The 7,074-nt window shown below is 73.1% G+C and carries 6 protein-coding genes and 1 pseudogene; 3 read left to right on the top strand and 4 right to left on the bottom strand.

The genetic code is table 11. The features are described 5' to 3' along the window. Positions 1–369: 369 nt before the first annotated feature. Together SYNGFB01_RS09505 and SYNGFB01_RS09500 are read left to right on the top strand one after the other, a co-directional pair. Positions 370–1,050 carry an SOS response-associated peptidase gene (locus tag SYNGFB01_RS09505; RefSeq protein ID WP_048017843.1) on the top strand — a complete coding sequence of 227 codons (681 nt, stop codon included), beginning with the start codon at positions 370–372 and terminating at the stop codon, positions 1,048–1,050. Further along, positions 1,047–1,547 carry a DUF427 domain-containing protein gene (locus SYNGFB01_RS09500; RefSeq protein ID WP_048017842.1) on the top strand — a complete coding sequence of 167 codons (501 nt, stop codon included), beginning with the start codon at positions 1,047–1,049 and terminating at the stop codon, positions 1,545–1,547. The genes SYNGFB01_RS09505 and SYNGFB01_RS09500 overlap by 4 nt, the downstream gene beginning before the upstream one ends. A gap of 45 nt (positions 1,548–1,592) precedes the next feature. Here the strand turns inward: SYNGFB01_RS09500 and ribD are convergent. The 4 genes and pseudogenes from ribD to SYNGFB01_RS09480 form a co-directional block, all read right to left on the bottom strand. Then, positions 1,593–2,665 (bottom strand): annotated as a pseudogene (ribD, locus tag SYNGFB01_RS09495) (bifunctional diaminohydroxyphosphoribosylaminopyrimidine deaminase/5-amino-6-(5-phosphoribosylamino)uracil reductase RibD). Between the two features lie 50 nt (positions 2,666–2,715). Continuing rightward, complete coding sequence (locus tag SYNGFB01_RS09490; RefSeq protein ID WP_082325973.1) at positions 2,716–3,210, bottom strand: DUF3122 domain-containing protein; 495 nt, start codon at positions 3,208–3,210, stop codon at positions 2,716–2,718. A gap of 14 nt (positions 3,211–3,224) precedes the next feature. Continuing rightward, positions 3,225–5,753 carry a GH116 family glycosyl hydrolase gene (locus SYNGFB01_RS09485; protein ID WP_048017841.1) on the bottom strand — a complete coding sequence of 843 codons (2,529 nt, stop codon included), beginning with the start codon at positions 5,751–5,753 and terminating at the stop codon, positions 3,225–3,227. Positions 5,754–5,780: 27 nt separating this feature from the next. Then, the gene (locus tag SYNGFB01_RS09480; protein ID WP_048017840.1) at positions 5,781–6,011 is read right to left on the bottom strand and encodes a hypothetical protein; all 231 of its coding nucleotides are present in this window, start codon (positions 6,009–6,011) and stop codon (positions 5,781–5,783) included. On the opposite strand from SYNGFB01_RS09480, the gene cbiE reads away from it, so the two are divergent. After that, positions 5,989–7,074, top strand: a 1,086-nt coding sequence (gene cbiE / locus SYNGFB01_RS09475) for a precorrin-6y C5,15-methyltransferase (decarboxylating) subunit CbiE (RefSeq protein ID WP_235300092.1), incomplete at its 3' end; no start/stop codon positions are given. The two genes, SYNGFB01_RS09480 and cbiE, sit on opposite strands and share 23 nt — an antisense overlap.

The raw sequence follows: 7,074 nt of genomic DNA, 5'->3' as shown, positions 1-7,074 counted from the left end.
ACAAGTGGCATCGATCAATAGTGAGCCCTGGTTCGGCTGGGCCTGAGTCGACGGCATTGGCTGCTCTCCAGCACTCGAAGATCCACCTCCACTGCCACTGTTGTCGTCTGGATCATGGGAATCTGACGAGCGAATCACCTTCAGGCCATGGCGCACAATCCGCGCATTGCAGTCATTCACAACGGCTTCCGGTAACCGCTTGCGGAATACACGTGGGGCGGTTGTCGTCCTGGCGGATGGGCATGGCGCACGGGCCGCAATTCGGTTCAGGCTAGGGGGGGCCGACCCGGCCCACATCCGCGCGGGGTGGGAAACCGAATCGCAACGGGCGGGCGGCAGCCTGGGAACATCCGTGGGCACACTGGATCCATGTGCGGCCGCTTCGCGCTCACCACGGCCATTGACCGGCTGCTGCCGCGGCTGCAGGGAGACCTGCCGCCCGGCCTGGCGGAGCACTATGCGCCCCGCCCGCTGATCCGGCCCGGGGAGCCCCTGCTGATCCAGCGCCGGCAGCAGGGACGCCTCGAGGTGGCCTTCGCCATGTGGGGGTTGCTGCCGAGCTGGGTGAAGGATCCCGACGATCCATGCCGCCCCGCCCACCGGCCGATCAACGCCCGCAGCGAAACCGTGGCCGAGAAGCCCAGCTTCCGCGGGCCCTGGCGCCATCACCGCTGCCTGATCCCCGCCGATGCCTTCTTCGAGAAGGGGCAGCGCATCGCCCGCCGCGACGGCGCGCCGTTCTGGCTGGGCGGCCTGTGGGAGCGCTGGCTCGGCGCCGACGGCAGCCAGCTCGACAGCTGCTGCATCCTCACCACCCGCCCCAATGCCCTGATCGTGCCGCTGCACGACCGCATGCCGGTGCTGATCCCCGATGGTCTGGAGCAGGCCTGGCTGGCGCCCGTGCACGGGGCTGAGCTGCGGGCCCTGGAGCCAATGATGCACCCCTGGGATCCGGCCGGATGGACGCTGGAGCCGATCGCCTCCACCCGGGCGGAACGCCCTGCCCAGCCGGCTCCGCAGCGGCGGCAGCTCGCCCTCGATCTCGGATGAACCCGCCACCTCCGATCCCTGAGCGGGTGGCCGACTACCCCCGCCCGCCCGCTCTGGTGGCGGGCACGGAGCATGTGCTCGTGGAGGCCCTGGGGCAGCGCCTGGCCGAGACCCGCCGCTCGCTGCGGGTGCTGGAGACGTTCCATCCCCCCTCGGTGTACCTGCCGCCCGAGGCGATGCGCCTGGAGCTGCTGGAGCCCGCCACCGGCAGCAGCTTCTGCGAGTGGAAGGGGCTGGCGCGCTACTTCGATGTGGTGGTGGCGGCCGGAACGCCGGCCGAACGGCGCCTGCGGCGGGCGGTGTGGAGCTATCCCGACCCCACCCCGGCCTATGCGGCCCTGGCGGGCTGGTATTCGGTGTATCCCGCTCTGATGGATGGCTGCTGGGTGGATGGCGAGCGGGTGACCCCCCAGCCCGGCGGTTTCTATGGCGGTTGGATCACCTCCCGGGTGGAGGGGCCGTTCAAGGGCGACCCCGACCACCCCGAGCTCGTCTGACCGCGCCCCGGGCGGCGCCGGGCCGCTCGGCGGCGGGGGAGGCGATCAGCCGCTCGGCAGGTCGGGGATCTGAAGTCTCCAGAGCCAGTCGCCGCCCAGCGGCCGGGGCGGCAGGGCGATCCAGGGGCGCACCTGCTCCATGGCCGTGAGCCCCAGCTCCGCCAGTGGGGTGCGGGCCGGCAGGCCTCCGAGCAGTTTCGGAGCGATCACGGCCGCCACCTCCTGCACGCAGTTCTCACGGATCGCCGCCGCCGCCAGCTCCGGCCCGCACTCCCACAGCACCCGGTTGCAGCCGCGTCGGGCCAGGGCCTCCAGCAGCGGTGCGGGAGCGCAGGCCGGCAGCGCCAGCCGCTCCACGCCCAGCGCCTCCAGGCGGGCGACGGCCTCGGCCGGCGGCTCCGGACCATGGGCCACCAGGGTGGGAGCCGCTGCCTGGTCCCACAGCCGCGCCTGCGCCGGCAGGTCGAGGCGGCGGCTGAGCACCACCCGCAGCGGCTCGGGATCGCGCCGCCCCCGGGAGGTGAGCAGGGGATCGTCGGCCCGCACCGTGCCGCCGCCCACGATCACCGCATCGCAGCGGCTGCGCAGGGCATGCACCCACTCGCGTGCCGGCGGGCCGCTGATCCACTGGCTGGCGCCATTGGGCAGGGCCGTGCGGCCATCGAGCTCATCGCCCACTTGAGGATCCCCAGCGGCCTGCCGCTGTGGATGCGGTGCAGGAAGGCGCGGTTGAGGGCGCGGGCCTCGGCCTCGGCGACGCCGGCGATCACCTCCACGCCGGCGGCCCGCAGGGCCGCGATGCCGCCGCCCGCCACCCGGGGGTTGGGATCGGTCATGGCGAGCACCACCCGGCTGATCCCTGCGGCGATCACCGCCTCGCTGCAGGGCGGGGTGAGGCCGTGGTGGCAGCAGGGCTCCAGGGTCACCACCAGGGTGCCGCCTCGGGCCCGGCCGCCCGCCTGGCGCAGGGCGACGATCTCGGCATGGGGCTGCCCTGCCCGCGCGTGGTAGCCCTCCCCCACCAGCGCACCGCTGCCATCGAGCACCACCGCTCCCACCAGCGGGTTGGGGCTGGTGCGGCCCGCACCGAGCTCCGCCAGCTGTAGGGCCCGGTCCATCCAGGGCCGCCAGGCGACCCCGGGATTCCGGCCGGGGGCTGGGGCGGAGCTCACCCTTCGGCACCGGTGAGGCTGCGCCACTCCGCCACCACGTAGGGCGGCACGGGCAGCTCCACGAACACCCCCGGCAGTTGCAGGCGCAGCGGTCGGTCCTGCTCCAGGTCAGCCAGCAGCGGCGTCAGGTCGAACTCGGCCGCGGCGGCGCGCCAGTCGCTGGCCAGCTTGGGGTTGGTGAGGGTGATGTCGGCCAGATCCCAGCTGCGCCGGCCGCTGCGCACCCGCAGGGCGGTGGGGTGGTCGAGCCGCACCTTGCCCGGATAGCCCACGATGCGCAGGGTCACCGGCCGGCCTGGCCGGCCCTCCCGGTAGGCCACCACCTGCCAGCTCTGATAGTCGAGATCGCGCAGGCTCTCGAGGCTGCGCACCACCGGCACGCCGTGCTCGTTGCTGTGGCTGTGCACCTGGGCCAGGGCGGCCTCGGGCAGCCCCAGATCCAGACCCAGCCCCAGACCGATCGCCCACAGCAGGCCGAGCAGGGCGCTGATGGTGCGGCGGGCGCTCACGGCTGGCGTTCGGCTCCCGGGATCGGCTGCCAGCCGGTGTGGGTGGCCCAGAGCGCCCAGATGGCCATGGCGCGCAGGTAGTGGCAGGCGCGGAAGGTGTTCACCGCGGTGATCGCCTCGGGTGTGCGGAACTGCAGCCCGCCGCTGTAGACCTGCTCCACCACCGCGCCGGTGATCGCCAGGGCGGTGCCGGTTTCACCCATCAGCCGGTAGTAGGCCGCCAGCCCGAAGTTGATGCCGGTCCAGACCTCGAGCGGGTGGGTGCCCTTGGGATCGAGCGGTGTGCCGTCGCGGCGCAGACCGTTGGCCACGCCGAGCCGGCCAGCCTCGAAGCGCTCGAAGCAGGCCTGGCGGATCGCCCTGAGCGCGCTGCGGGCCCTCTCCTCGGCCACCACGGCGGGGAGGCCCAGCAGGCGGGCGTAGAAATCGCCGCAGAGCTGGTCGGCCATCACCACCGGTGTGCCGCTCTCGGCGTCGATGGCGTAGTACTCGCCGTTCCAGAGGAGCCTGTCGAAGTTGGCGCGCGACTGCTCCAGCCAGGTGCTGAACTCCCGCTGCTCGCTCGACGTATCCAGCCCCATGACGAGGTGGAGGTGCTGTGCCATGGCCAGTGCCGCCTCCAGGGCGGCGATCCAGAGAGCGCCGCAGTAGGCGCTCACCCCTTTGAGCGGCCAGTCGTCGAAGGTCTGGTCGGGGGCGCCGCCGTTGTCGGGCAGGCCATCGCCGTTGGCATCGAAGGTCTTGAGGTAGCGCAGCGCCTGCACGGCGGCGGGCCAGCAGTCCGCCAGGAAGCGCAGGTCCTCGCCGCCGGGGGCGAGCCGGAAGGTGCGCCACACCTGCAGCACGAAGTCGCTGGCCAGGTCCTTCCAGAGGTTGCAGTCCTGGTAGGCGGTGTAGTTGCTGGCATCCCAGGGGCGCTCGTTGGGGGCCCCCAGGTCGTGGGGGGTGGCACCGGCCACCTTGCGGGCAGCCTCCACGCGGCCCTTGCCCTGGGTGAAATACCAGCCGATCGGCCGCGGCGTGGGGTCGGCGGCGGGGATGGCACGGGCGAAGCTGCGCAGCACGCTCTTGTCGAGCTCGGGCCAGAGCTGCAGCAGGGCGAAGGAGCCGTAGAGCCGCACGTCGAGGCTCTCGTACCAGGCGTAGTCGAGGCACTCGAGCACACCGAAGCGGCCCACCGGATCGGCGGCCGAGGCGGCGGTCCAGAGCGTGCCGCCCGAGGCCAGGTCGTAGAGCTCGTTGAACAGGGCCATGCGCAGCGGCTCCGGCAGGTCGGAGCGCTCGAGCACCGGCTGCTGCCAGGCTTCGATCCCGGCCCGCCAGTCGCGCCAGTCGCGCAGGGCTTCAGCCGCGATCGCGGCGGCGGCCGTGCCCTCGGCGCCGAAGACATCGGTGTAGCGCCGCAGGCTCTGGCTGCCGCTGGCGAAGGCCGTCACCGGCAGATCCCAGCTGATCACCAGCGGGATCTCGATGCTCTGGCCGGGCTCCAGGCGGCAGCGCACCGCCAGGGCGGCGCTGGCGGGATCGTCGCTGGTGCTGTGGCGGTCGTTGTTGCTGTCGGGGATCGAGCCATCGCGGGCGAACGGCTCCCACAGGTCGGCGCCATTGCCGGCCGGGTTCCAGCGGCTGCAGCGCTGGATGCTCAGGCCCGGGTGACGCTCGGCCAGGCCGGCATCGGTGGCGATGCACCACTGGCCCTGGCCTTCGCGGATCGGCGTGCCGCGCTCGCCCTCCAGCAGCACGCCGCGCAGGGGGCCCTCGTCGACCCAGAGGTTGCGCTGACCGCGGCTGGCGCCGATGGCCGGCACGTAGTTGTGCTCCGGGCTGCCGTCGTCGCGGAAGTGCACCGAGGCGGAGGGATCGGTGTTGGTGAACCAGCCGGTGGTGTTGCGCCAGCTCAGCAGCAGTGAGAGATCGAGCGGTTGGCGGGTGGGATTGCGCAGGGTCCAGACGAACACCGCCACCGGGTAGCTGCTGCGGCGGTAGTCACCCGGCAGCACGGGGCTGAAGGCCTCGCAGCGCACCTCCGCGTCGAACACGCCCTCGTAGCTGGTCCAGCTGAGGGGGTAGCGGGCGGCGTAGGTGCCGGTGTGCTGCTCGGCTGTGCTGGCCGGGTACCAGCTCCAGGCGCTCAGGGGCTCACCGGCTTCGGGCCGGGAGGCATCGGCCTGTGGCTTCACCGCCAGGGCATGGGCGCGGCTGCCGCTGCCGTTGTTCTCGAAGAGGGCGAACTGGCAGTCGGGCAGGGTGCCGAACCAGTGCTCGCCGCCGTCGAGGTGCCAGAGGTTGAAGGAGCCGTCGGGGGCGCGGCCGATGCAGCCGGCGCCGAAGCCCCCCAGCGGCATGCCGTGGTTGGGCCCGTCGTCGAGGTTGCTGGCATAGCGCACCGTGTAGGGCCGCTCCCAGCCCAGGCCGAACGGGCGCGACCAGCTGGCCTCGGGTGGCTGCCAGCAACCTCCGGGGGAGCCGTCCGGCGCGCCTCGGCGCAGCAGCGATGTCAGGGCGGAAAGGCCGGAGCGCGCCATCGGGCAGCCGAGGTTGCGCCCAGCTTGTCAGAGCTGGCCGGCAACCTCCTGGTCGATCAGGGCATCGAGGGTGATGGCGGTGCGCACCAGGGCCTGGTAGCGCTGCACCAGGCGGCGGTTGCGCTCCAGCCAGCTGGCCGCGTCGCGGCCGGTCGCCTGGTTCAGGCCCTGACCATCACCCTCCAGCAGTTCCAGACCCTCCTGCCGCTGGATCAGGGCAAGCACCAGTTCGTGGATGCGCTGGCGGCGATCACTCATGCGCTGGGCGGCGGCAGGGGGCGCGGCTGAGCATCATGGCGCCAGAGGCAGGGGAGCGCTGGGCGGCCTGGGCAGCTGGATCGATGTGGTGGGCTGCGACGCCTCCGGGCTCGATGGCCTGGCGCCGCCGCTGCGGGCCCGGCTCGATCAGGCGCGGCTGCTGGCCGCTCCACCGCGGCTGCTCGATCAGCTGGCACGGGCCTTCCCCACTGCCGAGCGGCTGGCCAGCGACAGGCCCGAGATGCTGCTGCCGCGGTTGCGGCAGGCGCTGGCGGACGGCCAGCCGGCGGTGGTTCTGGCCAGCGGCGATCCGCTCTGGTTCGGCATCGGCCGGCTGCTGCTCCAGGAGCTGGGTCGCGAAGTGCTGCGCTTCCATCCGGCCCCCAGCTCCCTGCAGCTGGCCTTCGCCCGTCTCGGCCGCCCCTGGCAGGACGCCAGCTGGGTGAGCCTGCACGGCCGCGAGCCGGCGCCGTTGGCGGCGGCCCTGCAGAACCGGCCCGCCGCCCTGGCGGTGCTCACCGACCCCGGCCGCGGCGGCGCCGAGGAGGTGCGCCGGCTGCTGCGGGCCTCGGGGCTCGAGGCCGCCTATCAGGTGTGGCTGTGCGAGCGGCTGGGCCATCCGGCCGAACGGGTGCTGCGGCTGTTGCCGGCCGATCCGTTGCCGGCCGATCTCGATCCCCTGCATCTGGTGCTGCTGATCGCCGAGCCCCCCGCCCCGCCGGTGGATCCGCAGGCGCTGCCGCTGTTCGGCCTGGCCGATGGCCTCTTCCTGCAGCATCCCGACCGCCCCGGCCTGATGACCAAGCGGGAGGTGCGCATCCAGCTGCTGGCCGAACTCGATCTGCCCGCCCAGGGGGTGTTCTGGGACATCGGGGCCGGGGTGGGTTCGGTGGGTCTGGAGGCGCTGCGGCTGCGACCGGCCCTGCAGCTCTGGGCCGTGGAGCAGCGGGGCGGATCGGCGGCCCTGATCCAGGCCAACGCCGCGCGCCTCGGGGTGGCGACCCGCGGCGTGTGGGTGGAGGGCCGCGCCCCGGAGGCGCTCACCGCGCTGCCGGATCCGGAT

Source organism: Synechococcus sp. GFB01 (genome assembly GCF_001039265.1).
Lineage (GTDB): Bacteria > Cyanobacteriota > Cyanobacteriia > PCC-6307 > Cyanobiaceae > NIES-981.
The sequence above is the reverse complement of the archived record's forward strand: the minus strand, read 5'-3'. Positions and strand labels throughout refer to the sequence as shown.